28 protein-coding genes and 1 tRNA gene are annotated in these 25,783 nt (G+C 68.6%); 10 read left to right on the top strand and 19 right to left on the bottom strand.

Features of this window, described 5'->3' with window-relative positions; genetic code table 11:
* Positions 1-7: 7 nt before the first annotated feature.
* On the bottom strand, positions 8-976 hold the full coding sequence (locus B0293_RS19390; RefSeq protein ID WP_005151984.1) for a YncE family protein: 969 nt from the start codon (positions 974-976) through the stop codon (positions 8-10).
* Between the two features lie 133 nt (positions 977-1,109).
* On the opposite strand from B0293_RS19390, the gene htpX reads away from it, so the two are divergent.
* The 3 genes from htpX (at position 1,110) to B0293_RS19375 (ending at position 4,714) form a co-directional block, all read left to right on the top strand.
* A complete protein-coding gene (gene htpX / locus B0293_RS19385; protein WP_005151986.1) occupies positions 1,110-1,976 on the top strand; it encodes a zinc metalloprotease HtpX in 867 nt (288 codons plus the stop codon).
* Between the two features lie 347 nt (positions 1,977-2,323).
* Complete coding sequence (locus tag B0293_RS19380) at positions 2,324-3,394, top strand: LLM class flavin-dependent oxidoreductase (protein ID WP_005151991.1); 1,071 nt, start codon at positions 2,324-2,326, stop codon at positions 3,392-3,394.
* A gap of 3 nt (positions 3,395-3,397) precedes the next feature.
* Positions 3,398-4,714: an NtaA/DmoA family FMN-dependent monooxygenase gene (locus tag B0293_RS19375; protein WP_005151993.1), complete on the top strand. Its 1,317-nt coding sequence runs from the start codon at positions 3,398-3,400 to the stop codon at positions 4,712-4,714.
* On the opposite strand, the gene rfbA is transcribed toward B0293_RS19375, so the two are convergent.
* Together rfbA and B0293_RS19365 are read right to left on the bottom strand one after the other, a co-directional pair.
* The gene (rfbA, locus tag B0293_RS19370) at positions 4,704-5,585 is read right to left on the bottom strand and encodes a glucose-1-phosphate thymidylyltransferase RfbA (RefSeq protein ID WP_005151994.1); all 882 of its coding nucleotides are present in this window, start codon (positions 5,583-5,585) and stop codon (positions 4,704-4,706) included. The genes B0293_RS19375 and rfbA overlap by 11 nt on opposite strands.
* A gap of 52 nt (positions 5,586-5,637) precedes the next feature.
* Positions 5,638-6,786 carry a sialidase family protein gene (locus B0293_RS19365; protein ID WP_005151999.1) on the bottom strand — a complete coding sequence of 383 codons (1,149 nt, stop codon included), beginning with the start codon at positions 6,784-6,786 and terminating at the stop codon, positions 5,638-5,640.
* A 183-nt stretch (positions 6,787-6,969) separates the two neighbouring features.
* On the opposite strand from B0293_RS19365, the gene B0293_RS19360 reads away from it, so the two are divergent.
* Positions 6,970-7,653 (top strand): hypothetical protein, encoded by a 684-nt coding sequence (locus B0293_RS19360; RefSeq protein ID WP_005152001.1) that lies wholly within the window; start codon positions 6,970-6,972, stop codon positions 7,651-7,653.
* A gap of 61 nt (positions 7,654-7,714) precedes the next feature.
* On the opposite strand, the gene B0293_RS19355 is transcribed toward B0293_RS19360, so the two are convergent.
* Positions 7,715-8,206, bottom strand: a complete 492-nt coding sequence (locus B0293_RS19355; RefSeq protein ID WP_005152002.1) for a YajQ family cyclic di-GMP-binding protein — start codon at positions 8,204-8,206, stop codon at positions 7,715-7,717.
* Between the two features lie 119 nt (positions 8,207-8,325).
* Here B0293_RS19355 and B0293_RS19350 point away from each other — a divergent pair.
* Positions 8,326-8,407: transfer RNA gene (locus B0293_RS19350), tRNA-Tyr, on the top strand.
* A 49-nt stretch (positions 8,408-8,456) separates the two neighbouring features.
* On the opposite strand, the gene B0293_RS19345 is transcribed toward B0293_RS19350, so the two are convergent.
* Positions 8,457-8,843 (bottom strand): hypothetical protein, encoded by a 387-nt coding sequence (locus tag B0293_RS19345; protein WP_005152004.1) that lies wholly within the window; start codon positions 8,841-8,843, stop codon positions 8,457-8,459.
* A gap of 47 nt (positions 8,844-8,890) precedes the next feature.
* Positions 8,891-9,442 carry a dihydrofolate reductase family protein gene (locus B0293_RS19340; protein ID WP_005152006.1) on the bottom strand — a complete coding sequence of 184 codons (552 nt, stop codon included), beginning with the start codon at positions 9,440-9,442 and terminating at the stop codon, positions 8,891-8,893.
* Between the two features lie 40 nt (positions 9,443-9,482).
* Here B0293_RS19340 and B0293_RS19335 point away from each other — a divergent pair, with 40 nt between their 5' ends.
* The gene (locus B0293_RS19335) at positions 9,483-10,019 is read left to right on the top strand and encodes a GNAT family N-acetyltransferase (RefSeq protein WP_005152010.1); all 537 of its coding nucleotides are present in this window, start codon (positions 9,483-9,485) and stop codon (positions 10,017-10,019) included.
* Here the strand turns inward: B0293_RS19335 and B0293_RS19330 are convergent.
* Genes B0293_RS19330 through B0293_RS19320 form a run of 3 tightly spaced genes read right to left on the bottom strand, consistent with a single transcriptional unit; the run spans position 10,004 to position 12,353 of the window.
* A complete protein-coding gene (locus tag B0293_RS19330; RefSeq protein WP_005152014.1) occupies positions 10,004-10,426 on the bottom strand; it encodes a PPOX class F420-dependent oxidoreductase in 423 nt (140 codons plus the stop codon). The genes B0293_RS19335 and B0293_RS19330 overlap by 16 nt on opposite strands.
* Before the next feature lie 17 nt (positions 10,427-10,443).
* A complete protein-coding gene (locus B0293_RS19325) occupies positions 10,444-11,658 on the bottom strand; it encodes a DUF4241 domain-containing protein (protein ID WP_005152016.1) in 1,215 nt (404 codons plus the stop codon).
* A gap of 56 nt (positions 11,659-11,714) precedes the next feature.
* The gene (locus B0293_RS19320) at positions 11,715-12,353 is read right to left on the bottom strand and encodes a TetR/AcrR family transcriptional regulator (protein WP_039915766.1); all 639 of its coding nucleotides are present in this window, start codon (positions 12,351-12,353) and stop codon (positions 11,715-11,717) included.
* 96 nt (positions 12,354-12,449) lie between these two features.
* Between B0293_RS19320 and B0293_RS43540 the strand changes: the two genes are divergently transcribed.
* Both B0293_RS43540 and B0293_RS19315 read left to right on the top strand, forming a co-directional pair.
* Entirely contained in the window at positions 12,450-12,593 is a 144-nt protein-coding gene (locus tag B0293_RS43540) for a hypothetical protein (protein WP_005152019.1), read from the top strand.
* Between the two features lie 47 nt (positions 12,594-12,640).
* Complete coding sequence (locus tag B0293_RS19315) at positions 12,641-13,021, top strand: VOC family protein (RefSeq protein WP_005152021.1); 381 nt, start codon at positions 12,641-12,643, stop codon at positions 13,019-13,021.
* Between the two features lie 51 nt (positions 13,022-13,072).
* Here the strand turns inward: B0293_RS19315 and B0293_RS19310 are convergent, their stop codons facing one another.
* From B0293_RS19310 to B0293_RS19295, 4 genes are read right to left on the bottom strand one after another with little or no spacing between them, the layout of a single operon-like run.
* Positions 13,073-13,462, bottom strand: a complete 390-nt coding sequence (locus tag B0293_RS19310; protein WP_005152022.1) for a VOC family protein — start codon at positions 13,460-13,462, stop codon at positions 13,073-13,075.
* Complete coding sequence (locus B0293_RS19305; protein WP_005152025.1) at positions 13,459-13,749, bottom strand: ArsR/SmtB family transcription factor; 291 nt, start codon at positions 13,747-13,749, stop codon at positions 13,459-13,461. Before B0293_RS19305 ends, B0293_RS19310 begins: the two co-directional genes overlap by 4 nt.
* A 44-nt stretch (positions 13,750-13,793) precedes the next feature.
* Positions 13,794-14,438, bottom strand: a complete 645-nt coding sequence (locus tag B0293_RS19300) for a response regulator transcription factor (protein WP_039915768.1) — start codon at positions 14,436-14,438, stop codon at positions 13,794-13,796.
* Positions 14,429-15,580 carry a sensor histidine kinase gene (locus B0293_RS19295; RefSeq protein WP_005152029.1) on the bottom strand — a complete coding sequence of 384 codons (1,152 nt, stop codon included), beginning with the start codon at positions 15,578-15,580 and terminating at the stop codon, positions 14,429-14,431. Before B0293_RS19295 ends, B0293_RS19300 begins: the two co-directional genes overlap by 10 nt.
* A gap of 135 nt (positions 15,581-15,715) precedes the next feature.
* Between B0293_RS19295 and B0293_RS19290 the strand changes: the two genes are divergently transcribed.
* Positions 15,716-16,366, top strand: coding sequence for a DedA family protein (locus tag B0293_RS19290; protein WP_005152030.1), 651 nt, complete (start codon positions 15,716-15,718; stop codon positions 16,364-16,366).
* Positions 16,367-16,408: 42 nt separating this feature from the next.
* Here the strand turns inward: B0293_RS19290 and B0293_RS19285 are convergent, their stop codons facing one another.
* The 6 genes from B0293_RS19285 to B0293_RS19265 all read right to left on the bottom strand — a co-directional run bounded on the left by B0293_RS19285 (position 16,409) and on the right by B0293_RS19265 (position 22,852).
* The gene (locus B0293_RS19285) at positions 16,409-17,569 is read right to left on the bottom strand and encodes an alkaline phosphatase PhoX (RefSeq protein ID WP_005152031.1); all 1,161 of its coding nucleotides are present in this window, start codon (positions 17,567-17,569) and stop codon (positions 16,409-16,411) included.
* Positions 17,566-18,072 (bottom strand): helix-turn-helix domain-containing protein, encoded by a 507-nt coding sequence (locus B0293_RS43110; RefSeq protein WP_143254600.1) that lies wholly within the window; start codon positions 18,070-18,072, stop codon positions 17,566-17,568. The genes B0293_RS19285 and B0293_RS43110 overlap by 4 nt, the downstream gene beginning before the upstream one ends.
* Positions 18,069-18,266 (bottom strand): hypothetical protein, encoded by a 198-nt coding sequence (locus B0293_RS19280; protein ID WP_005152032.1) that lies wholly within the window; start codon positions 18,264-18,266, stop codon positions 18,069-18,071. Before B0293_RS19280 ends, B0293_RS43110 begins: the two co-directional genes overlap by 4 nt.
* 168 nt (positions 18,267-18,434) lie before the next feature.
* Positions 18,435-20,837: an endopeptidase La gene (gene lon, locus B0293_RS19275; protein WP_005152033.1), complete on the bottom strand. Its 2,403-nt coding sequence runs from the start codon at positions 20,835-20,837 to the stop codon at positions 18,435-18,437.
* Between the two features lie 189 nt (positions 20,838-21,026).
* Positions 21,027-21,875 carry an SAM-dependent methyltransferase gene (locus B0293_RS19270; protein ID WP_005152034.1) on the bottom strand — a complete coding sequence of 283 codons (849 nt, stop codon included), beginning with the start codon at positions 21,873-21,875 and terminating at the stop codon, positions 21,027-21,029.
* A gap of 38 nt (positions 21,876-21,913) precedes the next feature.
* Positions 21,914-22,852 (bottom strand): GNAT family N-acetyltransferase, encoded by a 939-nt coding sequence (locus B0293_RS19265; RefSeq protein ID WP_005152037.1) that lies wholly within the window; start codon positions 22,850-22,852, stop codon positions 21,914-21,916.
* Between the two features lie 280 nt (positions 22,853-23,132).
* On the opposite strand from B0293_RS19265, the gene B0293_RS19260 reads away from it, so the two are divergent.
* The gene (locus tag B0293_RS19260) at positions 23,133-25,748 is read left to right on the top strand and encodes a putative bifunctional diguanylate cyclase/phosphodiesterase (RefSeq protein WP_005152039.1); all 2,616 of its coding nucleotides are present in this window, start codon (positions 23,133-23,135) and stop codon (positions 25,746-25,748) included.
* Positions 25,749-25,783 lie beyond the last annotated feature (35 nt).

The raw sequence follows: 25,783 nt of genomic DNA, 5'->3' as shown, positions 1-25,783 counted from the left end.
CGGTCACTCAGAAATCCCTGATCAAGGAAACCCTGCCGCGCAAGGGATCCGTCACGTACACCGTTCTGGTGCGCTGGTCGATCGCGACCGCGCCGGGGTTCACGCCGAGTGACAGGTCGCCGGTGAGCAGGCTCGTGACGCCGTCGATCCTGGCGACCCCGTTCGGGCCCCCGTTGGCGTAGACGGTGTTCGATCCTTCGTGGACCGCGACCGCCGACGATTCCGAGCGCAGCAGCACGGTCGCTTTCTCCTTGCGCGCTCCGCCGTCGACGACGGACAGATGATGGATCGCCGAATTCGCGACGAACACCGTCCCGGACGGCCGGTGCACGGCGACCCCGGTCGGGGACTGTCCGACCGGGATCCCGCCGGTGAACTTGCGGGCGCCGATGTCGTAGACCTCCAGCGAGTCCGTGTCCGGGCTGGTGCAGTACGCCAGCTTGCGCCCGCTGTCGACCGCCGTCGCCGCCAGCGACCGCGTGGGGCCGGGGACCAGGTCCAGCATGCGGCAGCCGACGCCGTCGATGACGGCGAGCGTCCCGGTGAGATCGCTGACCGCGTAGGCGCGGTTCGCCTGCTCGTCGACGTCGACATCGGACGCGCCGGGACCGGCGGGCACCACACTGACGACCTCGTTGACCAGGCCGTCGATGACGAGGACGGTCCCGCCGGGCGGGTTGGTGACGTAGACGCGGTTGGTCACGGTGTCCACGGCCAGCCCGGCGGGCTCGCCGCCGACCGGGATCACGTCACCGACGGTGCCGCTCCGCGAGTCGAGGACGACGACCGTGCCAGTGGCCGGATCGGAGACGTAGGCGAAGCCGGTGACGGAATTCACCGCGACCGCCTCCGGGGCGCCCCCGACCTCGATGACGAGCACTTTTTCGGCTCTGGCCGCCGGCGCGAAGGCGACCGCGGAAGCACCGGCCGCGGCCAGCGTGAACAGGGCTCGGCGGCTCAGTTCGGGTCCTCGCACAGGCGCCTCCCCATGATCGTTCCGGGGTTCGACGATAACCCGCGAACCGGGCACGCGAAGGAACTTCGCGTCCCCCGATCGCGTTGTTTCCGATGAGTAACCCCTCCCTGGAGAAGGAAAGGAGCAGGACGCCGTGCACAAACACCAGAACGGGCTGAAGACCGTCGTCCTGCTCGGCGTGCTGTCCGCGCTCATCGTCGGGATCAGCGGGTTCTTCGGGCGGGGCGCGCTGGTCATCGGCCTGGTGGTGGCGCTCGGGGTCAACGCGTACGCCTATTTCAACTCCGACAAGCTGGCGCTGCGGGCCATGCGGGCCCGACCGGTTTCCGAGGCCGAGCAGCCGGCGATGTACCGGATCGTGCGCGAGCTGGCGACCACGGCGCGCCAGCCGATGCCGAGGCTCTACCTCAGCCCCACGCAGGCCCCGAACGCCTTCGCCACCGGCCGGAGCCCCCGGCACGCGGCGGTGTGCTGCACCACCGGCATCCTCGACCTGCTCGACGAACGCGAGCTGCGGGCGGTGCTCGGGCACGAACTGTCCCATGTCTACAACCGCGACATCCTCATCTCGTGCGTCGCGGGCGCGCTGGCGAGCGTGATCAGCGTGATCGCCAACATCGCGATGTTCGCGAGCGTCTTCGGCGGCAACGACCGCGAGGACGGCGACAGCCCGCTGGTGGCGCTGCTCCTGGTGCTCGTCGGTCCGATCGCAGCCGCCGTCGTGAAGCTCGGGGTGAGCCGGTCGCGGGAGTTCCAAGCCGACGCGTCGGGCGCGGAACTCACCGGCGACCCGCTCGGCCTGGCGTCGGCGCTGCGGAAACTCGACCAAGGCACGCGGGCGGCCCCGCTCGTGCCGGAGCCGAAGCTCGTCTCGCAGTCGCACCTGATGATCGCGAACCCGTTCCGTCCGGGCGAAGGCCTCTCGAAGCTCTTCTCGACCCACCCGCCCATGGCCGAACGCATCCGGCGCCTGGAAGAAATGGCGCGCCACCCCTTCTGACCCCGCCCGCCCCCCATCCCCCCGGATCGCGTTTAGGGGGCTAAACGCAGGTCGGCACCCCGGATCGCGTTTAGCCCGCGAAACGCAGGTGGGCCGCCGGGATCGCGATTAGCCCGCGAAACGCAAGTCCCGCCCCTCCCTCCCCGGGATCGCGTTTAGCCCGCTAACTGCGCTCCGTGTCCGGATCGCGATTAGCCCGCGAAACGCAGGTCGCCCGCCCGGCCCCCGGGATCGCGATTAGGGGGCTAAACGTAGGTCGGCGGCCGGATCGCGTTTAGCGGGCTAAACGCGAACGTCCCAGGTAGTGGGAGGGGGAATCGAGGGGTGGGCCTGGGGGTTCCCCGGGCATGGCTTCCGCACAGCAGTTGCACCTCGGGGTCGCGCTCGACGGGGCCGGGCAGCATCCGGCCGCCTGGCGGGTGTCCGACGTCCGCCCGGCCGCCTTGTTCACCGCCGCCCACTACCTGTCCCACGCGAAGCTCGCCGAAGCGGCTTCGCTCGACTTCGTCACCCTCGACGACACCCTCGCGCTCCAGCCCGGCGGTGAGGAGGTCGTCCGAGGGCGGCTCGACGCCCTGCTGACCTTCGCCGCGATAGCCCCCGCGACCAGCGGAATCGGCCTCGTCCCGACGGTCACCACCACCCACACCGAGCCGTTCCACATCTCGACGGCCGTCGCGTCGCTCGACTTCGCGAGCCGCGGCCGCGCAGGCGTCCTCGCGGTCCCTTCGCGCACCGAAGCCGAGGTCGCGCACTTCGGCAGGCGCACGCTGCCGTCCGAGGTGGACGCCGAAGCCGAGAATGCCGAGGTCGTCGACGTCGTCGCGCGCCTTTGGGACAGCTGGGAGGACGGCGCGATCATCCGCGACGAGCCGACCGGCCGCTTCATCGACCGCGACAAGCTCCACTACGTCGACTTCGAAGGCCGCTTCTTCGACATCAAGGGACCTTCGATCACGCCGCGCCCGCCGCAGGGCCACCCCGTCGTCGCGGTGTACGGCGACTCGCCCTACGCACACGGTGCCGACGTCGTCCTGATCGACGAGATCCGCGACGCCCGCGAGCGCTTCCCGGACGCCAAACTCCTGGCCGGCCTCTCGATCGTGCTCGCCGAAACCGAGCAGGCGGCCATCGACCGCCGCCGAGCGCTGGAGGCTTACGCGCCCTTCCCGCCGGGCCTGAGTTTCACCGGCACGCCCGCCGACCTCGCCTCCGAACTGCCCGGCATCGCGGCGTCGGCCGGCCTCGACGGCTTCCACATCCGGCCCGCCGTCCTGCCCGACGACCTGGCGCTCTTCACCGCCGAGACCGTCCCCGCGCTCCAGGCCGCGGACGCGTTCCGGCAGACCTACACCGGCTCCACCCTGCGCGACCACCTCGGCCTCGGGGTCGCCGCCAACCAGTACGCGGAGGCGTGACAGATGCCCAAGCAGGTCAAACTTGCCGCGCACTTCCCCGGCGTCAACAACACGACCGTGTGGAGCGACCCGCGTTCGGGTAGCCAAATCGACTTTTCGTCCTTCGAGCACCTCGCGCGCACCGCCGAGCGGGGCAAGTTCGATTTCCTGTTCCTCGCCGAAGGCCTCCGCCTGCGCGAACACGCGGGCGAGATCCTCGACTCCGACGTCGTCGGCAGGCCGAACACGACCACCGTGCTGGCCGCGCTCTCCGCGGTCACCACCCGCCTCGGCCTCGCGGGCACGCTGTCGTCGACCTTCAACGAGCCGTACGAGGTCGCGCGGCAGGTCGCGAGCATCGACCACCTCTCCGGCGGCCGCGCCGCGTGGAACGTCGTCACCTCGCCGGACGCGTGGACGGGGCAGAACTTCCGGCGAGGCGGCTTCCTGAAACGCGAGGACCGCTACCGCCGCGCCGAGGAATTCCTCGCCACCGTGCGGGAACTCTGGGACAGCTGGGCACCCGACGCGCTGGTGGGGGACAAGGAGAACGGCGTCTTCGCGCGCGGCATCGGCCGCTTCGTCCACAGTGGACCGCAGTTCGACATCCGCGGCGAGTTCACCGTTCCGAGGACACCGCAGGGACAGCCGATCGTCATCCAGGCCGGGGATTCCGACGAGGGCAGGGAATTCGCCGCCAAGACCGCCGACGTCATCTTCAGCCGCCACGGTTCACTGGAAAGCGGCAAGGAGTTCTTCGCCGACGTCAAACGACGCCTTCCCGCCTACGGTCGCGAGCCCGGCGAACTGCTGATCATGCCCGCCGCGACCTTCGTCCTCGGCGACACCGAGGAGGACGCGCACGAGTACGCGCGGGAGATCCGCTACCAGCAGGTGCGCCCGGCCACCGCGATCCAGTTCCTCGAACAGGTGTGGAGCCGCGACCTCTCCGCCTACGACGCCGACGGCCCGCTGCCCGAGGTCGACCCGGACCCCGACGCCGAACCGCTGACCTGGGGCCGCGTCCGGCACGAGAAGGATCCCCTGGCCGTGGCCGCGAAATGGCGGGCGCTCGCGGAGGAGAAGAAACTCTCGATCCGCGAACTGGTCATCGAGGTGACCGCGCGCCAGCAGTTCGTCGGGACCGCCCGGCAGGTCGCGGAGTCGATCGACGAGTACGTCCAGAGCGACGCCGCCGACGGCTTCGTGCTGGTGCCGCACCTGACCCCGGGCGGTCTGGACGCCTTCGTCGACGACGTCGTCCCGCATCTCCAGGAACGGGGCGTCTTCCGGACCGATTACACCGGCGACACCCTGCGGGAGCACCTGTTCAGCCGCTAGCGCCCTGCGTGCGTGCGACGTTCATCAGATATTCGCCGTAGCCGGACTTCGCCAGCTTCGCGCCCAGCGCGAAGCACTGGTCCGCGTCGATGAAGCCCATGCGCAGCGCGACCTCCTCGAGACAGGCGATCCGGACACCCGTCCGGTGCTCGAGGACCTGCACGAACTGGCCCGCCTCCAGCAGCGAGTCGTGCGTGCCGGTGTCGAGCCAGGCGAACCCGCGGCCGAGGTCGATCAGGGTCGCGCGGTCCTGCCGCAGGTAGGTGAGGTTGACGTCCGTGATCTCCAGCTCCCCGCGCGGCGAGGGCTTGAGGTCACGGGCGATCTCGACGACCTGGTTGTCGTAGAAGTACAGGCCCGTGATGGCCTTGTTCGACTTCGGCTTCTCGGGTTTCTCCTCGATGGAGAGGAGTTTGCCGTCGGCGTCGATCTCGCCGACGCCGTAGCGCTGCGGATCTTTCACCGGGTAGCCGAACAGGACACAGCCGTCGAGCGCTGTCGCGGCGGCCTGGAGCCTGCTGGAGAACCCCTGGCCGTAGAAGATGTTGTCGCCGAGCACGAGCGCGACGTCGTCGTCGCCGACGAAGTCCGAGCCGATGACGAACGCCTCGGCCAGCCCGTTGGGGGCGGCCTGTTCGGCGTAGCTGAAGCTGAGCCCGAACTGGCTGCCGTCACCGAGCAACCGCCGGAAATGCGGCAGGTCGACGGGGGTCGAGATGATCAGGATCTCGCGGATCCCGGCGAACATCAGCACCGAGATCGGGTAGTAGATCATCGGTTTGTCGTAGACCGGCAGCAGCTGTTTCGAGATCGCCTGGGTGATGGGATGCAGACGCGTCCCACTTCCCCCGGCCAGCACGATGCCCTTCATGCGCGCCCCCACTCCGTAGCCGTTCTCTCGACGGCTCACACTACCGGGTGGGTCAGAACGCGGGGCCCTTCGCGAAATAGGCCTTGCAGCCCAGGTTGTACTCGGTGGAGATCTGCAACACGTTCTTGCCGCCGTCGACCGGCAGCAGCGTCGAGCTGTAGTTGGGGCAGAAGTTGTTGTAGATGCCGGTGATGTGCACCGGCGCGGGCAGTTCGTACCAGTTCCCGGCGCCGAAGTTGTCGTTGGCGAGCAGGACCTGGCCGTTCCTGTCCTGCGGGGCACCGGCGGCGTTGGTGTAGATCTGCCCGACCATCACCAGCCGCACCCCGTTCGGGCCGCCGGGGAACAGCGTGATCGTCTGGGCGTGCTGGAAGTAGTTGCCGTTGGCGGTCATGACGCGGGTGCCGGGATCGAGCGGATCGCCCCAGTTGGCGCCGTCGGAGGAGATCTTGAAGTACGGGTCGCAGTAGCGGTCGCCGTAGTTGCAGATCTCGTAGGCCAGGTAGTACCGGCCGTCGGGGAGGCGGCGGATGATCGGCATCCCCGGCCGCACCCGATGGGGCGGGATGGCCATGGTGCGCTGCTTGGTGCCCCAGTTCACCCCGTCGGTGGACGCGACGCGGTTCATCACCTGCGCGAACTGCGGTGCCTCGGTCTCGTCGGCGTAGTGCACCCACAGCGTGCCGCCCGCGTCGACGACGAACTCCGGCTCCCAGATGCCGTCGTGGTTGTGCGAACGGGCGGCCTCGGACAGGAAGGACCAGCTGCGGCCGGCGTCGCGGCTGTACCAGATCTTGATGCCGATCCGCCGCTGCGGACCGGAGTCCTGCCGGTAACTCGCCGCCCACAGCAGAGTGCCCGCGCGAAGCCTGCCGACACGCTGCGGCAACTCGTACAGCGTCCCGCAGCACATGCCGTAGCGGCCGTCACGGTCGCGGATCTCGCCGACCTTGTGGAAGGTCGCGCCCTCGTCGGTGCTCTCCATGATCGGGGTGAACTTGCCACTCGCGTCTTCGCTGGTCAGCGACGCGAGGATGCGGCCACGGCCGATCGGCGAATGCTCCAGGCGGATGAGCCGGGGATACGAACCGTAGCCGGGCACGAGCTGTTGCCGGTCCGCGGCCTGCGCGGACGTGAACAGGGAAGCGATCACTGTGAGTGACAGTGCGAGAGCGAGTGCGGAGCTGAAACGGCGCTTCATCGAGACCTTCCTTGAACGCGATCGCCGGATTACAACACGGACATTTGTCCTTTTCGGACTCCCGCGAGGGCGTTGCGGCAGAAACCCACGCCCGGGTGGCCTGAATCGCTCGGCCGGGTGGTCCGGTAACGCTGGGCTATCGGTCGGCGAAGATCCCATGACCGATCAACTAGGGGGAAGTCCGTGATCAGGCGCTTGTGCGCGGCGTCGGCCGCCGTGCTGCTGACCTTCGGCCTGATGGCCTGCTCGCCGTCGAACCTGGGCCGCGTCGTCCCGCGGGCCGCCGCCCCGGAAGGGCTGCGCTCACCCTCAGCGACCCCCACGCCGCCGACGTCCACGACCACCCCGCGCCCCGGCCCGCAGCCGGCGGAGAAGTACTCGGGCAAGGGGAACGCGTCGGTCCCGATGACCTGGCCGATGCGCCTCGGCTTCGTGACCTTCGACTGTCCGAAGTGCTCCGGGCACGTCGCGGTCAACACCGAGAACGAGCTGATCGTCAACGACATCGGCCCGTACAAGGGCACGCAGTGGATCAACGACATGCCCGGCTACCGGGCGAAGACGTTCACCATCAAGGCCAACGCCGCCTGGACGCTGACCATCACCGACGAAAGCGGCCTGCCCGTACTCGAACCGGGCAAACCCCTCTCGGGCAAGAGCGAAGCGGTCTTCGCGGTCCCCGACGCCGTCTCGTCGGTCGCCGTCACGACCAAGAACAGCGGCCGCACCGCGGTGTGGGTGCACAGCGGCGACTACTCGGATCTCCCCGTGAACCAGCTCGGCGACTACAAGGGCGACGTGCCCGTGTCCGGCCCGGCCTACCTGTCGGTGGAAGGCGACGGGACCTGGACGGTCACCGGGTCTTAGCTGTCTCGGGTATGACGAAGGCCACCTTCGAGACTTCCGAAGGTGGCCTTCCCCGCCGGGATCAGCGGTAGTTCGTGAACTGCAGCGCGATCTCGAAGTCCTTGCCTTTCAGCAAGGCGATCACGTCCTGCAGCTGGTCCTTCTTCTTGCCGGACACCCGCAGCTGGTCGCCCTGGATCTGCGCCTGGACCCCCTTGGGGCCCTCGTCGCGGATGAATTTGGCGATCTGCTTCGCCTTGTCCGACGCGATCCCCTGCAGGATCTTGCCGCCCACCTTGTAGATCTTGCCGGACAGCGCCGGCTCGTCCGCCTCGAACGCCTTCAGGGAGATGCCGCGCTTGATCAGCTTCTCCTTGAACACCTCGACCGCCGCCAGCGCGCGCTCTTCGGTCTCGGACTCGATCGCGATCGCCTCTTCACCGGACCAGTCGATCTTGGTCCCGGTACCCCGGAAGTCGAACCGCGTACCGAGTTCCTTGCTGGCCTGGTTCAGGGCGTTGTCCACCTCCTGGCGATCGACCTTGCTCACCACGTCGAAAGAGGGATCCGCCACGTGTTCTCACACCTCGTACTCGCTTGTCAGGAGCTTCCACCCTAGCCCTGTGGAACCCGGTTGACCGGCCCGCCACGGCATTGGGTATTCTTTCGTCTCGACCGGGCTTGCCCGGCCACGGCGAGTTGCCCGAGCGGCCAAAGGGATCTGACTGTAAATCAGACGGCTACGCCTTCGGGGGTTCGAATCCCTCACTCGCCACACAGAGCGGCCCCGTGACCAGGTCACGGGGCCGCTCTTGTTCGTGCCCCTACCGGCCGCGATCCCGCCGCTGCGGCCACGCCGGGTGGCTGTTCGGTTCGGCCAGGTCTTCGAGATAGGTGTGCTCGCTGAAGTCGTCGTCGGCCGCGGGCGCTTTCCTCGCGCGCCGGGGCGGGGCCGCCGGTGCGGGGGCGGCTTCGGGAACGGATTCGAGTTCGGCGGCGATCTCGGCCAGCTGTGGCCACAGCTTCTCCTGGGCCTTCGGCGCGAACAGCGCCTGCGCGAGCGGATGCTCGCAAGTCCCGGTCGCGACGTCCTCCCAGCTGAACTTGCCGTCCCGGACGCAGCCCGCCGCCCGGGTCAGCCGCGGCGAAGCGCCGGGCCGTTCCGCCGCGACGCGGAACACCTCGGCCGTGAACTTCGACGCGTCGACCATGATCGTCACCTCCGTCGTGCCCCGCCGCTACGCGGAGTAAGACGACCCTACCGAGCCCGGTAGCGCAGCAGCACGATCCCCGAAGCGAACGCCCGCTCCTCGACCAGCCGGAGCTTCGGAACGCCGGTGGCGCCTTCGAACAGTCGACGACCTTCGCCGACCACGACCGGGTAGACGAACAGCCGGTACTCGTCGACGAGCCCCTCGGCGATGAGCGCGTGCACCAGCGAGATGCTGCCGGTGGTCACGATGTCCTTGCCCTCGGCGGCCTTCAGCCCCTCGACCTCCGAACGCAGCTCACCGGAGAGCACCGTCGTGTGCTCCCACTCCGGCTCCGTCAGCGTGCTGGAGACCACGTACTTGCTCACCGAGTTCAGGTAAGCCGAAATCCCTGTCGTGTCTTCGGTTTGCTTCGGCCAGTAGCCGCGCATGTCCTCGAAAGTGACGCGTCCGGTCAGGAACGCGTCGGCGTTCTCACGTTGTTCGCGCAGCGCGGCCAGGACGTCAGACTGGTCGGTGTCGCCCGGGACGAACCAGTCTCCCGCCAGTTCGATCACGCCGTCGATCGTGCAGTTCTCCGTGACGATCAGGTCCCGCATACGCCCGACCGTACCGCCGCCCACCGACAAGAATGGACCGATGACCGAGCCGCCGCCTTGGCCTGCCACCCCGCCGGCCCACGGATCCGTCGTCCTGCGCGAGTTCGCCGAAACCGACGTCTCGCTCGCCCTCGAACTCGGCGAGGATCCCTATGTCCCGCTCATCGGCAGCCTTCCCGCGCATCCGACCCGCCAGGAGGCCGAAGACTGGGTGCGGCGGCAGCAGACCCGTCACGCCGAAGGGCGGGGATTTCCCTTCGTGATCACCGTCGACGGGACCGCGGTCGGCACGATCGGCCTCTGGCTGCGGAAGCTGTCCGAAGGCATCGGGATCCTGGGCTATTCCGTCTCGCCCGCGCATCGACGACGCGGGGTCGCGACCGACGCGCTCAAGGCGATCACCGGCTTCGCCTGGACAGTCCCCGGTGTCGAGCGGATCGAGCTGTGCATCGAGCCGTGGAACCGCAGCTCCTTGCGCGCGGCCGAGAAAGCGGGCTACCGGCGCGAACGCCTGTTGCCCGCTCATCAGGAGATCGGCGGGGTCGCGCGGGACATGCTCCTCTACGTGTCACCGTGAACCGCGCGCCTCGACGGGTACCACGTCTCCCCCGCGGGTTCGCCCGCCATGTTCCAGCTCCACGACACAGTGGGCGTGACGCGCGCGTAGATCCCCGGACCGACGATCCCCGTGCGTTCGACGGGATCGGCGGCCTCGCCGTAGATCCGGACACCACGCGCGACGAACGGGTCCAGTGCGACCAGGTCGTCGATGACCAAGGCGACTTTCCGTTGTCCCGCTTGGATGTTGCGGAACTTCCGGGTCATGAGAACCGACGCTCCCGCGCCACCGATCCAGAAATCCGTCCCGTCGAACTCGAACGCCAGCGGGACGACATCGGGCTGCTCGCCGTCCTCGGACAGGGTCGCGAAGCGGGCCAGGGGTTGGGAACGAAGGTACGCGATTTCGTCTTCTGTGAAGGCCATGACGCCATCATCCTCGGCTAGGCCGTGACCACCTGTGCGCCGTTGAGCACCAGCATGTCGGTGACGAAGCAGACCAGAGCGCCGTCGGCCGCCCGGCCGATCCAGGTCGGGTAGCTCCCGTCTCCCCAGCCGGTGGCGAACGCGATGATGTTGCAGTCGGCTCCGTCCGGGGTGATGTCGACGTGGGGATCCACCTCGGCGAACCTCTCCATGAGGTCGTCGTCCACCTCGTCGGGGAGAGCGTCGGCGTCGGCGAAACAGCCTGTCCCGCTGTCCACGCCGTAGCCGTAGAACTCCCCGTCTCCCAGGAAGAGGGCGTTCTGCTCCGGCCAGACCGCGACTTCCCAGCCGGCCACCGGAACGTCGGCGACGACGAGTTTGGCGGCGGCGACCCGCTCGTGCGCGGGCTCGTCGACGAAGCGGATCACGGCGAGTTCGACCCGGTGTTCGCCGGGCGGGGCGGTGACCGTGAAGTGGCCGGAACCGGCATCCAGGAAGGCCGGATCCGAGGCGACGAGCCTGCCGCTGGGCATGCGGAGTTTCCCGGCGTCCTGAAGCTCGACTTCCACGAGACCGCGGTCGTTGCTCAACGCGAAACGTGTGCCCGCGGTGAACATCTCCACCATGTCCTTGGGCCGCAACGGAACCGACGGGCGCCAGGGACGCTCGTCGACGGGAAGCGGTGGGTCGGTTTCGGGAGCCTCCGGCACCTGGAGGGACAGCGGTCCCGAATTCGCGAGAGATTCCCAGTCACCGAAGGCGGGCTTCGGTGAGGTCAGCTCGGACAACGGCTTTTGCGCGCGCCCGCTGCTGGAGCCGCCCGCGTAGCCGTCGGGCGCCTGATACATCCAGCCTTCGCCTTCGGGGCCGAAGGACATCTCCACGCGGCCGGCGGTCTGTTTGTCGAATTCCTCCTGGTCGGCGGTTTTGTAGGTCCACTGTTCGACGCGCACGAGGAACAAGGCGCCGTCTTCGAGCAGGCGGTACTCGAACGAAGCGCTCCGCCTGCCCTGCTCGTCGACGTGCCAGCAGCGGGCGAAGTGGTGCTGCCACGCGATTTCGAGCAGCACCGCCGGCGACTCGGTGCCGGGACGGACCAGCGCGACGGCGTACTGCTCACCGGTGGCGTCGCGTTCCCGGGCGGTATCGGACGTGAGCCTGCCGACCAGCGCACGGGCGGCCGGATCCCAGCCCTCACAACAGATGACTCCGAACGAAGTCCCCTCAGACATGCAGCGGACCCTAGCGGGCACCGCCGACAAAAACACTAGGCTGTTTCAGTGCTGACCTACTCACGGATCGCGTAGTCGCCGAAGGCCGGTTCCAGCAGTTCGAAAGCGCACTGTGTGGCCTTGGTCAGAGCTTCGGCGATCTCGTCGTCGCTCTCGCCGGCGTGTGAACGCCGCAGGACCTCGCGGAACAGGACACGGTCGATCGCGTTGAGCTCGGCGGCCGCCATGACCGGGGTGACGTCGTCCGCGTCGGCTCCGGTCTCGGTCGCGAGCAGCACGGCGAGCGCTTCTTCCCGCAGTTCGTGCAGTTCACGCAGCCGCGCGGTCAGCGTCGGGCTCTCCAGCACCATTTTCGCGAAGGCCGTCCCGGTGAAGCCGATCACAGGGGAGTGCTCGGCCACCGCGTCCAGGAAGGTGCGCCGGAGCGCGGCCAGCGCCGACTCGCCCGGTTCCCGGTCGCGAACGGCGTTCGCCAGCCCGTTCGTGAACTCCTCGTGCTGGTCCAGCGCCAGGTCTTCCTTGCGTGCGAAGTAGTTGGTGACGGTCTTCTTCGCGACCCTCGCCGCCGCGGCGATCTCCGCGATCGTCGTGTCCTCGAAGCCCTTCTCGATGAAGAGAAGCGTCGCCTTGTCGGAGATCAGCTGCCGCGTCTCCTGCTTCTTGAGCTCTCGTAGGCCCACATCAGCGCTGGTCATGGGCGAAGTTTACCACCGTCGTAAAAATATCCTTGACTTACGGTAGGCCGGATGTAAACTTACGTCCGTACTACTGAATGAGAGAGAAGAGGCTCCTTGCCCGCTCGAATCCCCCAAGGCGACGAAGGCGCCAATCGCGCCCAGGTCCGCCGGGCCGACCGCCGTCATCAGCAGCCGTTCCCCGGCCGCTCGATGCCGGTGCGCCGCTCGACCGGCATCCCGCGCCGCCGGTCGTACTGACCGGCCAGTCCGTCCGAGAACTCACCGCCGACCGAAGGGGATAGCCCGTGAACGTCCTTGCCTCCACCGTTTCGCTGACCGTCGACGACGTCGCCGCTTCCAGCCGTTTCTTCACCGAGCACTTCGGCTTCACCGAGCAGATGGCCGCTGAGGGTTTCGTCTCCCTCGGGCACGAAACCGCGAAGGTGGCCATCGTCCTGCTCCAGGCGGGGATCGAGGTCCTGCCGGAGAACCTGCGGCAGGTGCGCGCGGCCGGCGTGATCGTGGCCTTCACGGTCGAGAATCTCGAGGCCGAGGAGAAGCGCCTGCGCGAGGAAGGTGTCGAGATCACGTTGCCGCTGCGGGAGGAGCCGTGGGGAGAACGCCTCTTCATGGTCACCGACCCGAACGGTGTGCCCGTGGAACTCGTGGAATGGGTTCAGCAGTAAGGAAACGCCGAAGCGGGGCTCGGTCCACTGTGGACCGAGCCCCGCTTTTCGTTACTTCATCGTGGCGAGCTGGATCAGGTTGCCGCAGGTGTCGTCGAAGACGGCGGTGACCACCGGCCCCATGTCGACGGCGTCCTGGGTGAATTCGACACCCAGCCCCTTGAGCCGCTCGACCTCGGCGTACACGTCGTCGACGGCGAACTGGGTGAAAGGGATGCCGTCGTCTGCCAGTGCCTTCTTGAACGGCTTCGCCGCGGGGTGGCCGTCCGGTTCCAGCAGCAGTTCGACGCCGTCGGGGTTGGCGGGGGAGACCACGGTGAGCCAGCGGGCGTCGCCGGTGGGCACGTCGGTCTTCTTGGTGAACCCCAGCTTCTCGGTGTAGAAAGCCAGCGCCTTGGCCTGGTCGTCGACGAAGACGCTGGTGATGTTGATGCGGATCACGGGTTCGGTTCCTCTCGGTCGATGGGCCACCGCTCGACGATCGACCGCAGCGGACTCGTGTCGATGTGGTGGAACTTGTAGCGGCCCTGCCGCCGGGTGTGGACCAGGCCCGCCTGCTCGAGCATCGCGAGATGCTGCGAGATGGCCTGCCGTGAAGAGGCTAGGCCGTGTTTCATGGTCAGCCTGCCGCAGATCTCGAACAGGGTCTGACCGTCCTTTTCGGTCAGCTCGTCCAGGATGGTGCGCCGCGTCGCGTCGCCGATCGCCTTGAACAGGTCGCCGTCCACGACCCCGTTATAGGCAAGTCGTCACTTGCCTGTCAAATCGGGGGTCAGGAGCCGAGGTAGCGCAAGATCGCCAGGACACGGCGGCTGTAGCCCGCCGTGGTGGCCAGCCCGAGCTTGTCGAAGATGGCGTTCACGTGCTTCTCGACCGCGCTCAGCGACACGAACAGCGACTCGGCTATCCCGGCGTTCGTGTGGCCCTGCGCCATTTTCTCCAGCACGTCGCGTTCGCGGGCGGTCAGCTTCGCGAGCGGATCGGTGTGCGTCGTCCGCGCGAGCAGCCGCCGGACCACCTCCGGGTCGAACGCCGCCCCGCCTGCCGCGACCCTGTCGAGCGCGTCCAGGAATTCGCCCACCTGGGCGACCCGGTCCTTCAGCAGATAGCCGACGCGTTCGCCGTCGCCGGTGATCAGCTCGGCGGCGTACCGCTTCTCGACGTACTGCGAGAGCACCAGGACGCCGATCCCCGGCCAGCGTCTCCGGATCTCGAGCGCCGCGCGCAGGCCTTCGTCGGTGTGGGTCGGCGGCATGCGGACGTCGGTGACGACCACGTCCGGCCGATACGCGGCGGTCGTCGAGAGGAGCGCGTCGCCGTCGCCGACCGACGCCACGACGTCGTGCCCCTCTTCGACCAGCAGCCGGACGAGCCCCTCACGCAGCAGCGTCGAGTCCTCCGCGAGGATCACCCGCACGGCAGCACCGCCGTCACCACGGTCGGACCTCCGGGCGGGCTCACCACGGTGAACTCACCGTCCGCCGCCGCGACGCGCCGCGCGAGGCCGGAGAGACCGCCGCCGGACCCCCGCGCCCCGCCCACGCCGTCGTCGGTGATCCGCACTCGCACTTCGTCCCCGTCCTGCTCGGCCTCGATGTCGATCCGCGTCGCCGCGGCGTGCTTGATCGTATTGGTGACCGCCTCGGACGCGACGAAGTAGACGACGGTCTCGATGGCCGCCGGTGGCCGTGCCGGCAGGTCGACCCGCAGGTGGACCGGCACGCCGGAGCGTTCCGCGAGCGCCTCCAGTGCGGGGTGCAGCCCGTCCGAGTCCAACGCGATCGGATACACCCGCCACGAGACCTCACGCAGGTCTTCGAGGGCGCGCTGGGATTCTTCGTGCGCCTGCCGGAGCAGATCCGACGCGTGGTCCGGATCGCCGGTGCGCCGCGCCCGGCCGAGCAGCATCCCGAGCGCGACCAGCCGCTGCTGGACGCCGTCGTGCAGATCCCGTTCGATCCGGCGGCGCTCGCCGTTGACCGCTTCGACCACCTCGGCCCGGCTGGTCGCCAGTTCGGAGACCCGGCGGCGCAACGTTTCCTGTTTGCTAGGGCCGAAAAAGTGTCGCGCCAGCTTGCGGTCCAGCGTCGCTGTGCCCAGAAGCCCTTGCAGTGAAAGGAAAATGAGCAGCGCGCCGAAAAGCGCGGTGGTGACGGGGTCGTACCAGTCGGCGGGCGCTCCGCCTCCGGGAGACTGACCGTTGAACAACTGATAGGTGATGATCACGCCGGAGCCGGCGCCCAGCAGGATCAGGATGAAGACCCCGGCGCTGAGCAGTCCGATGACGCAGCGCGGGATCAGGTAGACCATCGCGCGGCGATCGTCGTAGTCGATGGCGTTCCGATCGCCGAAGTACTTCTCCAGCCGTCGTCGCTCCACTTCGGACAGTATGTGGGCACCGGCGAAGACAGACTCCCTCAGCGTGGGAATCGTGAGCGCGAGGCCGCCGAAGAGCACGTAGAAGAACTCCGCGAACGCGGTCATGGCGCCGATCGCCAGGCCCAGCGTGCCGCGGAGCGCTTTGCGCAGGTAGCGGCGCGTCGCTGCCAGAACAGGCATAACGCCAGGCTAGCGGGGTACCCGAAGATCGGTACTGCGGTTTTCCGCAGTGATCTGTGCCGCTTCACCGCAGGGTGCGGAACCCGGGCATTTCGTACGTTCGTTGACACCTGCAGACGACCACGAAAGGCCGCCATGAACCTCCTCCTCGCCCAAGCCGCCAGCGAACCGATGGGCGGCCTCGCCGGCTGGGCGGTGTCACTGATGGACGCGCTGGGCGGCCCGGGAGCCGCGATCATCGTCGGACTGGACAACCTGTTCCCGCCGATCCCGAGCGAACTCGTGCTCCCGCTCGCCGGGTTCTCCGCCAGCCAGGGCACGTTCACCCTGGTGGAAGCGCTCGTGTGGACGACCTTCGGGTCGGTCGCGGGCGCGATCATCGTCTACTACCTCGGCCTGCTGCTGGGCCGCGACCGCACGCGCCGCTGGATGGCGAAGATCCCGCTGGTCAAGGCATCCGACTTCGACAAGACCGAGGCCTGGTTCCAGAAACACGGCACCAAGGCGGTGTTCTTCGGCCGGATGGTGCCGATCTTCCGCAGCCTCATCTCCCTGCCCGCCGGGATCGAGCGGATGCCGTTCTGGCGGTTCCTGGCCCTGACCACGCTCGGCAGCCTGATCTGGAACACGGTGTTCGTCCTGGCCGGTTACGCCCTCGGGGAGAGCTGGCACCTGGTCGAGGAGTACGCCGGGTTCTTCCAGTACTTCGTGATCGCCGCCGTCGCGGTCGCGGTCGTGCTCTTCGTCGTGAACCGGCTTCGCGAGAAGAACCGCACCAACGCGTGAGCCCGTGTGGGGCGCCTGGAGCGGGCGCCCCACACGGTCGCATCAGGACCGGAAGGGACCGGTCACCTCATAAGTGATCCCGCCGGACGACGAACCGGAGGTGCCGCGTTGCGACGAGAAGTACAGCCGATTCCCCGCCGGCGTGAACGCGGGACCACAGATCTCCGACGAGCTCTGGCCGGTGATCCGCAGGAAGGGCGCCACGATGTCGTTCGGCGTGATGACGCAGATCTCCATGTTGCCGCCGTCTTCGGCGACGTACAGGTCACCCGACGAGGACCCGGTGACGTTGTCGACGCCGGTCAGCGGCGCCGAACCGGGGCTGACCAGCGAGTCGTCGTAGGCCAGTTCGTAGGTGCTGCTCGTCAGATTGAGCTGCCAGACGCGGTTGTCGCCCTTCGTGGTGAACCATGCGGTGTCGTTGGCGTAGTGCAGGCCTTCGCCGCCGTTGAACCGCTTCGCACCGGACACCTGGTTGCGCGTGGCGGTGGGGGAGCCGTCCGGGTCGGGCACGTTCGCCCAGGTGAAGCTGCCCGACGTCGCCGTGCCCGCCTTCAGCACTTGCAGCGTCCCGGCGGAAAGGTCACCCCAGGTCGTCGGGACGAAGCGGTAAAGGCAGCCGTCCGTGGTGTCCTCGGTCAGGTAGACGACCTTGCGCACCGGGTCGGCCGCCGCGGCCTCGTGCTTGAACTTCCCCATCGCGGGCCGCTGGACGGCGGCCGAGGCGGGGCCGTTCGGCTGGCATTCGTAGACGAAGCCGAGATCGATCTCCTCACAGGAGAGCCAGGTGTTCCAAGGAGTCTTGCCGCCCGCGCAGTTCTGGCGGGTGTTCGCCAGGACACGGTGGGCGCCGGTGATGTTCCCGCTCGCGTCGAACTTGACCGCGCTCGCTCCGCCGCCGGGCGTGATCTCCGAGTTCGACACGTAGATCCAGCCGCCACCGTCGGCGAACACCGCGCCGCCGTCCGGCGCGCTGTGCCAGGTGTAACCGGTGCTCGCGACCTTCTGGCCGGATCGTGCGATGACGCGGCTGGTGAATCCCGCGGGCAGCTGGATCCCGTTCGCGTCGGCGGCCTGGAGCGCGCCGTACGGGCTGGGTCCGTTCTGCGCGGGCGCCGCCAGTGCGGCCCCCGAGAGCCTGTTTCCGAACGCTGTGACGCCGGCGCCGACCACGGCCGCGCGCAGGAAATTCCGTCGCTTCACTCGTGCCTCCGCTGATGTGGTGGTGCGGGAAGGAGCGGAGGGGAGGTTACGGATGAAACGGGACTTCCAGGTGAATTCGCGGCGTATTCACCGGGAGGAGAGAACTTTCGTAGGGAAGCCTCGCTCAGCACGATTTCCCTCGCCTTGCGAAGGCCTGGTGCTTCGGCGCCTCCGCGCTGTTCGGCGATTTCCAAGGCGACGAGTATCCGGTCGAGCGGCGCGCATCCGCCATTTCGGTGGTGACGACGTCCGATCAGGTGACGCCAGTCGGCGAGATACTCGTCGAGCGCGGGCTCTCCCGGTACTGCCCGAAGCAGGGCGCGCAATAGGGTACGCATCTGATTTTCGTTGCCCGGCAAGGTGTTCCGGGCCAAGGTGTCGGCCAGGGTGCTGCGGGATTGGCCGGTCGCGGCGGCCAGCGCGCGGATGCTGAGGCCGCTTCGGTCACGGAGTTCCCGCAGCCGCGCCATGAATTCCGATTCCGTGGTGAGAGTGGTGTTCATCGGCGTGCCCGCGCGGGTGCCGGGCGGAGGACGGCGCCGAGCAAAGTGATCGCGACCCCTGCCGCGATCGGCGCACTCGTACCGGCGAAGGTCAGCGCCGTGACGAATACGGTGAGAATGCTCAGGCAAACGATCTGACCGGCCGAAACGCAGCTTCGCCTCGGCCGCAGGGGCGGCAGGATTCCGTGACTCATGACCTTGCCCTCTCAAGGCTCAGTGGCGGCATCCGGGTGGATGGCACGGAATACACGTTATCAAATCGTGATAGGGAGTTTAAGGATGTTTAATGTCCGGGTTCGTCCGGGTTTCGACGGCGAAAGCCCCGGATCCTGGCCGGGATCCGGGGCTTTCGGTTCGAGCCGTTACGCCGCCTGGGCGACCGGGGTGGACGCCGGGGCCAGCGCGAGGTCCAGCACTTCGCGGACGTTCGCGACGGCGTGGACGTCCAGCTGTGCCAGCACTTCGGCCGGGACGTCGTCGAGGTCCGGCTCGTTGCGCTGCGGGATGATCACCGTCTTCATCCCGGCCCGGTGCGCGGCCAGCAGCTTCTGCTTGACCCCGCCGATCGGCAGCACACGGCCGGTCAGCGACACCTCACCGGTCATCGCGACGTCCGACTTCACGACCCGGCCCGAAAGCAGGGACGCCAGCGCGGTGGTCATCGTGATCCCGGCGCTCGGCCCGTCCTTGGGCACCGCGCCCGCGGGGACGTGCACGTGGATGCCGCGGTCCTTCAGGTCGCCGACCGGGAGTTCCAGCTCCGCGCCGTGCGAACGCAGGTACGACAGCGCGATCTGCGCCGACTCCTTCATCACGTCGCCCAGCTGACCGGTCAGGGCCAGCCCGGTCGAACCGGATTCCGGATCCGCCAGCGACGCCTCGATGTAGAGGACGTCACCGCCGGCGCCGGTCACCGCGAGACCGGTCGCCACCCCCGGCGTCGACGTGCGCTGGGTCGACGCGGGCAGCGAGGACTCCGGCAGGTGCCGCGGGCGGCCGAGGTAAGTTTCGAGCCCGTCGGCGTCGATCGTCAGCGGCAGCTCGACCTCGTCCAGCGCGACCTTGGTCGCCACCTTGCGCAGCACCTTCGCGATGGTCCGGTTCGCGTTGCGCACCCCGGCCTCCCGCGTGTACTCGGCGGCGATGCGGCTGAACGCGCCGTCGGTCAGCGTGACGTCGTCCTTGCCGAGGCCCGCGCGGTCCAGCTCGCGGGGGAGCAGGTGGTCGCGGGCGATGGTGACCTTCTCGTGCTCGGTGTAGCCGTCGAGGGTGACCAGCTCCATCCGGTCCAGAAGCGGGCCGGGGATGGTTTCGAGCGCGTTCGCCGTCGCGAGGAACACGACGTCGGACAGGTCCAGCTCGACTTCGAGGTAGTGGTCGCGGAACGTGTGGTTCTGCTCCGGGTCCAGCACCTCCAGCAGCGCGGCCGTCGGGTCGCCCCGGTAGTCGGCGCCGACCTTGTCGATCTCGTCGAGCAGCACGACCGGGTTCATCGAGCCCGCTTCCTTGATGGCGCGGACGATCCGGCCGGGCAGCGCGCCGACGTAGGTGCGGCGGTGCCCGCGGATCTCGGCCTCGTCGCGGATGCCGCCGAGCGCGACCCGGACGAACTTGCGCCCCATCGCCTTCGCCACGGACTCGCCCAGCGAGGTCTTGCCGACCCCGGGAGGACCGGCGAGCGCGAGCACCGCGCCCGAACGCCGTCCGCCGACCGGGCCGAGGCCCGACTCCGCGCGGCGCTTGCGCACGGCCAGGTACTCGATGATGCGTTCCTTCACGTCGTCGAGACCGGCGTGATCGGCGTCGAGGATGTCGCGCGCGGCGGCGATGTCGTGGACGTCGGTGGTGCGCTCGTTCCACGGCAGTTCGAGGACGGTGTCCAGCCACGTGCGGATCCAGCCGCCCTCGGGGGACTGGTCCGAGGTCCGCTCCAGTTTGTCCACTTCGGACAGTGTGGCCTTCTTGACCGCGTCCGGCAGTTCGGCGGCCTCGACCCGGGCGCGGTAGTCGTCGTCGTTGGCGGTGCCGTCGAGTTCGCCCAGCTCCTTGCGGATCGCTTCGAGCTGGCGGCGCAGCAGGAACTCCTTCTGCTGCTTCTCCATGCCCTCCTGGACGTCCTTGCGGATCGTGTCGGTGACCTCGAGCTCGGCCAGCTGCTCGCGGCTCCATTCGAGGGCCTTTTCGAGCCGTGCCGAAACGTCGAGCGCGGAGAGCAGTTCGAGCTTCTGCTCGGTGTTCAGGTACGACGAGTTGCCCGCGAGGTCGGCGAGCGCGGACGGGTCCTCGACCTCCTGGACGGCGTCGATCATCTGCCAGCCGCCACGCTGCTGGAGGATCGCGAGGACGACGCTCTTGTACTCGGACGCGAGCTTCGCGGAGTCGTCGTCGGTGGTCTCGGTGGCGACCTCGGCGTGGACCCAGCGGGCGGCGCCGGGGCCGTCGGCGATGCGGCCGACGACGGCGCGGCGGGTGCCGCGCAGCAGCACCGCGGTCTTGCCGCCGGGCACGCGGCCGATGCGCTCGACGGTCGCGATGGTGCCGAGTTCGGCGTACTCGCCGTGGACGCGGGGGACGATCAGCACTTCGGCCTTGGCGCCTGCGCCGGACCGGATTCCCGGGAAGGAAGCCTGGGCAGGCGTGTTGGCCTGGGCGGACTCCACCGCGGCGCGCGTCTCCGTGTCGGCGAGGTCGAGCGGGACGATCATGCCCGGCAGCACGACGTCGTCATCGAGCGGGAGGACGGGCAGGAGGCGGTTGTCGGTCATCTGTGCACTCCTCGGTTAGTTGAGTCTGCCTAGCTCAACTCTCCGATCGACCCGTTTGTTTCCTTTCCGCGTTCGCCGTCAGCGATCACCCACCCCTCCGACCTCCGCGCCCCAACGCGTCGCGTTTAGCGGGCTAAACGCGACGCGACGGGGCCAGAGGTCGGATGTCTAAAGAGGGGTGGACGGGCGTCAGGGGTGGGTGGCGACACCGCACCAGGCGAACGGCCGGGCGCCTTCCTCGTCCCGCCGCAGCTCCCGCGTCGGCCGCCACTCGGGCAGGTGAACGAGCCCTGGCTCCATCAGCGGCCAGTCCCCGAAGAGTGGCTCGATCTCTTCGCGGTCCCGCATCCACACCGGGTTGCTCGTCTTCCGGTACTGCTCGACCATCCAGCGCAGCCCGTCGGCGTCCTCGCCCGTCTGGCCGCCGAAGCTCATGTGCGAAAGCCCCAGCCAGCTTCCCGGCGCCAGCGCGTTCCGGTAGGTCGCGACCAGCGCGGGCGGATCGTCGTGCGGCCCGGCGAAATGCAGCACGGCCATCATCATCAGGCAGACGGGTTGCGAGAAGTCGATCAGCCGCCGCGTCTCCGGATGCCGCAGGACGTCCTTCGGCCGCCGCATGTCGGCCTGGACGATCCCGGCCCAGTCGGTCGCCTCGTGCCGCTCGAGGATCAGCTCCGCGTGCGCCACCGCCACCGGCTCGTAGTCGACGTACACGACCTTCGCCTCATCGCCCGGCTCCAGTTCTTCCTGGACGATCTCGTGCACGTTCCCGGCGGTCGGGACGCCGGAACCCAGATCGAGGAACTGCCGGATCCCGGCGTCGAGCGCCGCGCGCACGACCCGGTTCATGAACTCGCGATTGTGTTGCGCGCCCGGCTTCACCCAGCGCCACTGCCGTTCCAGCCGCCGCGCGAACTCGCGGTCGACCGCCCAGTTGTGGGTCCCGCCGAGGAACCAGTCGTAGATCCTCGCGGCGGACGGCTTTTCGGTGTCGACCCCGGTCGGTGCCACCGGGGCCGCGTCATCGTCCCTGGTCACAGAAAACCCCCTGCTCTCCCGAAAAGAGCCTATCGGGATCAGTACACCGCCGGCCGCCGCTGCCAATACGTCCAGAGCGGCCGATAGCCCTGCGCGTACCAGAACGGAGTCGACCGCGGATTCGCCAGCGCGTGGTGCAGCAGCACGGCTTCGGTCCCGCATTCGTCGAAGATCTGGTGCGCGTGCGCGGCGAGCGCCGACCCGACCCCGCTCGACCGCGCCGGTTCGGCCACCGCCAGCGACGACAGGTACCCGACCTTCTCGGCCGCGACCCGGCCGCCGATCCACGCCGTCTCGCCGGGGAACTGCACCCGCACCATGCCCAGCGGCCGCCCGTACAGCTCGGCGATCCACAACGTCGGGTTTTCCCGCTTCAGCTCTTTCGACAGATGCGCGGTGATCGCTTCCTCCGCGCCCTCGCGCAAAGTGACGGAACCGAACTGCGCGTCATAACGCTGCAATTCCAGCTCGAGCCCGACTGCGGTTTCCAGATCATCGGCTTCGGCGGGCCGGATGTGCACGCCGGGTGTGGCGGGCGGCCCCGTCACGGCGAGCCGGTCGGCCGGGCGGACCGCGATCACCAGCACCGGAGCGAATCCGCGGCGCAGCAATTCGGCCGAGCCGGGCGAATCCCGGCTGGGCCGCACCACGGTCGCCGCCGTTTCGACATCACCGGGTGGGGCGACCGCCTTCAGATGTTCATCCCATCGGGTGAGTAATGCGTCGAGAGCCGCTTCCGGGCGAGGTCCGGTGAGCCGCGCTTCGAGGCGATGCTCGACGAGGGCCCGCCACGGAGAGTCAACAGAATCGGGGCCCGCTTCAGTCCGTACCGACAATCCGGCGGCGGCCGAGTCGCCCGCTGTCGCGGAGAGTGACACGGAGCCCTCGACAGGCTCCAGTGCAGGCATTTCAGGGAGCAGGGCGTCCACGGTGGCGAGCCGCTCGGCATGCCCGGCGGCGATGGCGTGGCTATTCATAGGACTATTCAAGCCCCTACTGGCGGGTCCGACGGGAACTTCACGAGATTGGCTTGACCGTGGCGCCAGGTGACTTCCGGTAGTCGGAAGGAACGCGAATATCGCTCCCATTTCACCCCTTGGTCCACGCAGGTCAGCGCGACGCGCCCATTGTTAACCCTGGGGTGATCTCATACTGTCTCGAATGGGACTTGGGTACGCCCTCCGGGGTACTGTATTGCCCTCGTCCCCGAGGTCGCGGTAGGACAGGACCGGTTGGGCAGCCGGGAAGGAAGGTCGGATGCCGGACACGAACGGCAGGCCCGGGAGCGCCGCACAGACGGCAGCGGGCAAGGGAGGCGCCGTTACGGAGGCTCGTACCGACGAGCGACGGTTCCGCGTCTACACCTTCGCGGTACTCACCATGGGCATCGCCGCCGCGGCCGCGGTCAGCCTCTGGCTGGACTTCGAGGCCTCGGACGACCTGTTGTGGATCGGGCCGATCCTCGCGCTCGCGTTCCTTCTCGCCGAACAGCTCGGGATCAACGTCGACGTCCGCAGCGGCATCTCCTGGACGATCTCGTTCACCGAGATCCCGCTGGTCATCGGATTCTTCGTCGCCCCCTTCGAAGTCGTCCTCGCCGCGCATCTCGCGGCGGGCATCGGAACCCTGTTGGCCCGCAAGGTCGCGGGCCGTGTCCTCTACAACGCCGGCGCCTTCCTGCTGGAGATCACCGGCGCGTTCGCCGTGGCGGGACTGGTGAAACAGGCCTCCGGCGCCCACTCGATGACCTGGATCGCCGCGCTGGCAGGCACTTTGACCGCGCCGCTGGTCAGCACGCTGCTCGCGCTCGCCGCCGTCCGGGTGCTGCGCCGCCGCATGCGGGTCAGCACCGCGATCCGGCTGACCGGCCGCATCCTCGTCGTCGGATTCGTCAACGCCTCGGTCGGTCTTTCCGGTTATTTGGTCATTTCCGGTACGCCGAAGGCCTGGCCGCTCGTGCTGGCCGTCTTCCTCGGCCTCACTGCGCTGTACTGGGCGTACTCCGATCTGCTTCGTGAACAGCGCGACATGGAAGCGCTGTCCGACGTCAGCCTGATGGTCGCGCGATCCGGTCAGCAGGCCGCCGCACGTCCCGCCGGACGCGCCGACGAGCTCGTCGGCGGCGTCGACGTCCGCGAGTGGGCGACCATCGCCGAACGCATCAAGGACCAGCTGGCCGCCGGCCGTGTCGTGCTCAGGCTGCGGCTGGAACCCAAGGACACCATGCGCATGGTCGTCGCGGGTGACGAACTGCCGCCCGTCGACCCGGCCGCCGACGACCCGCTGCTGCGCCTGCCTGGCGCGCATGTCCGGCATTTCCGGATCACCGAAGCGAATCCCGACGTCCGCTCCGCGTTGCTCGACCGCGGCGCGCAGGAGGCGCTGGTCGTCCCGCTGCGCAGTGCGAACCAGCTCCTCGGCGTCGTCGAAGCGCACGACAGGCTGTCCCGCTGGCGCGGTTTCGGCAAGTACGACGTCCAGCTGCTCGGCACGATGGCCAGCCACCTCGCGACGTCGCTCGACAACCGGCGCCTGCTCGCGACCCTGCGCCACGACGCCTACCACGATCCGCTGACCGGCCTGCTCAACCGCCCGGGCTTCCGCCAGGTCGCCAAGGAACCGTTGCGGGAACAGGTCGACGCGGTCGTGCTGCGGGTCGATCTCGACGTCTTCTCCACCGTCAGCGACGCCCTCGGTTACGTGTGGGCCGACCGGATGGTCATCGCCGCCGGACGGCGCATCCGTGACGCGCTCGGCCCCGACGTCCCGCTCGCCAGACTCGAAGGCGCGTCCTTCGCGGCGCTCCTCGTCGGCTGCGCGCCGGAACGCGCCCAGGCCGCCGCGGAACTGCTCCGCGCGGAACTCGTCGCCCCGTATCCGGTGGACCGGCTCTCCGTCGAAGCCAACGCGATGATCGGCTACGCCACGTCCTCGGCCGAAGACGACGAGCAGGTCGACGTCGACGGGCTTCTGCAACGCGCCGACGTCGCCGTCCGGGCGACCAAGGGCGGCGAAGAGGTCCGCGGCTACATGGCCAGTATGGGCCAGATCTTCATGCGCCGGTTCCAGATGGTCACGCAGTTCCGGCAGTCGCTGGAAGAAGGCCAGCTGAGCGTCCACTATCAGCCGAAGATCACCTTGCCGAACCGGCAGATCCAGGGCGTCGAGGCGCTGGTGCGCTGGGTGCATCCGGAGTTCGGCAGGCTCGGCCCGGACGAGTTCGTCCCGGCGATCGAGGCGGCAGGCCTCATCGGCGTCCTGACGTCCTTCGTGCTCGAAGAATCCTTGAAGCGGGTGCGGAAGTGGCTCGACGAAGGCCTGCGGATCTCCGCCGCGGTGAACCTCTCGGTCCGTAACCTCGCCGACGAGGACTTCCCGACGAAGGTCGCACGCGAACTCGACCGCTTCGGCATCCCGCCCGAGCTGCTCACGTTCGAGCTGACCGAATCCGGTGTGATGTCCGACCCGCAGAAGGCGCTGCCGATCCTGCGGGAACTGCACTCGCTGGGCATCGTGCTCGCCGTCGACGACTTCGGCACCGGCTACTCGTCGCTGGCCTACCTGCGGCAGCTCCCGGTCGACCAGGTCAAGATCGACAAGAGCTTCGTCCTCGGCATGGGCACCGATCTCGGGGACCTCGCCGTCGTGCGCTCCATCGTCGAGCTGGGCCACTCGCTCGGCCTCACGGTCGTGGCGGAGGGTGTCGAGGAGGACGTCGCGCGGGATCAGCTCGAAGCGATGGGTTGTGACGTGGCGCAGGGCTACCTCATCTCGCGGCCGCTGCCCGAGGACCGCCTGGAGGCGTGGCTGCAGGCCCGCACGGCGCGTTCGCCAGGACGCCACTCCGAGACCGTCCTGACCCTGCTGACCTGAGGTTTCGCGGTAACCGGCCCCCCGGTTACGGCCCT

Origin of the sequence: Amycolatopsis azurea DSM 43854, assembly GCF_001995215.1 — a bacterium.
Classification (GTDB): domain Bacteria; phylum Actinomycetota; class Actinomycetes; order Mycobacteriales; family Pseudonocardiaceae; genus Amycolatopsis; species Amycolatopsis azurea.
The sequence above is the reverse complement of the archived record's forward strand: the minus strand, read 5'-3'. Positions and strand labels throughout refer to the sequence as shown.

Coding starts and splice junctions, on each gene's coding strand:
- B0293_RS19380 (WP_005151991.1), top strand. CDS start 2,324: ATGGCTTCCGCACAGCAGTTGCACCTCGGGGTCGCGCTCGACGGGGCC.
- B0293_RS19375 (WP_005151993.1), top strand. CDS start 3,398: ATGCCCAAGCAGGTCAAACTTGCCGCGCACTTCCCCGGCGTCAACAAC.
- rfbA (WP_005151994.1), bottom strand. CDS start 5,585: ATGAAGGGCATCGTGCTGGCCGGGGGAAGTGGGACGCGTCTGCATCCC.
- B0293_RS19365 (WP_005151999.1), bottom strand. CDS start 6,786: ATGAAGCGCCGTTTCAGCTCCGCACTCGCTCTCGCACTGTCACTCACA.
- B0293_RS19345 (WP_005152004.1), bottom strand. CDS start 8,843: ATGGTCGACGCGTCGAAGTTCACGGCCGAGGTGTTCCGCGTCGCGGCG.
- B0293_RS19340 (WP_005152006.1), bottom strand. CDS start 9,442: ATGCGGGACCTGATCGTCACGGAGAACTGCACGATCGACGGCGTGATC.
- B0293_RS19335 (WP_005152010.1), top strand. CDS start 9,483: ATGACCGAGCCGCCGCCTTGGCCTGCCACCCCGCCGGCCCACGGATCC.
- B0293_RS19330 (WP_005152014.1), bottom strand. CDS start 10,426: ATGGCCTTCACAGAAGACGAAATCGCGTACCTTCGTTCCCAACCCCTG.
- B0293_RS19325 (WP_005152016.1), bottom strand. CDS start 11,658: ATGTCTGAGGGGACTTCGTTCGGAGTCATCTGTTGTGAGGGCTGGGAT.
- B0293_RS19320 (WP_039915766.1), bottom strand. CDS start 12,353: ATGACCAGCGCTGATGTGGGCCTACGAGAGCTCAAGAAGCAGGAGACG.
- B0293_RS19295 (WP_005152029.1), bottom strand. CDS start 15,580: ATGCCTGTTCTGGCAGCGACGCGCCGCTACCTGCGCAAAGCGCTCCGC.
- B0293_RS19290 (WP_005152030.1), top strand. CDS start 15,716: ATGAACCTCCTCCTCGCCCAAGCCGCCAGCGAACCGATGGGCGGCCTC.
- B0293_RS43110 (WP_143254600.1), bottom strand. CDS start 18,072: ATGAACACCACTCTCACCACGGAATCGGAATTCATGGCGCGGCTGCGG.
- B0293_RS19280 (WP_005152032.1), bottom strand. CDS start 18,266: ATGAGTCACGGAATCCTGCCGCCCCTGCGGCCGAGGCGAAGCTGCGTT.
- lon (WP_005152033.1), bottom strand. CDS start 20,837: ATGACCGACAACCGCCTCCTGCCCGTCCTCCCGCTCGATGACGACGTC.
- B0293_RS19265 (WP_005152037.1), bottom strand. CDS start 22,852: ATGAATAGCCACGCCATCGCCGCCGGGCATGCCGAGCGGCTCGCCACC.
- B0293_RS19260 (WP_005152039.1), top strand. CDS start 23,133: ATGCCGGACACGAACGGCAGGCCCGGGAGCGCCGCACAGACGGCAGCG.